General features: G+C 41.7%; 1 protein-coding gene. It reads left to right on the top strand.

Annotated elements, in window-relative coordinates:
* Positions 1-223 (top strand): hypothetical protein (locus KO524_RS15335; protein WP_219295087.1); only part of this gene is annotated, 223 nt, incomplete at both ends.

Here is a 223-nt window from a genome sequence, read left to right as displayed (position 1 = left end):
ACCCATAAGATTTATGTTTTACAGCAAAATGGGGAATCGGGTTGTTATGAAGAAAGCAATTATAACGTAACCGTCGAAGCTGATGTAAGAGCAGATGTCATCGAAGATGCGATGGTGCATTGCGAGTATTTTATACTACCGCCTTTGGTTTCTTTGGATAGCGGGTATTATACAGAACCCGATGGAAAAGGTGAGCGGCTTTATGCCGGACAACTGATTTTAG

This window comes from Flavobacterium sp. NKUCC04_CG (genome assembly GCF_019345525.1).
GTDB lineage: Bacteria > Bacteroidota > Bacteroidia > Flavobacteriales > Flavobacteriaceae > Flavobacterium.
The sequence above is the reverse complement of the archived record's forward strand: the minus strand, read 5'-3'. Positions and strand labels throughout refer to the sequence as shown.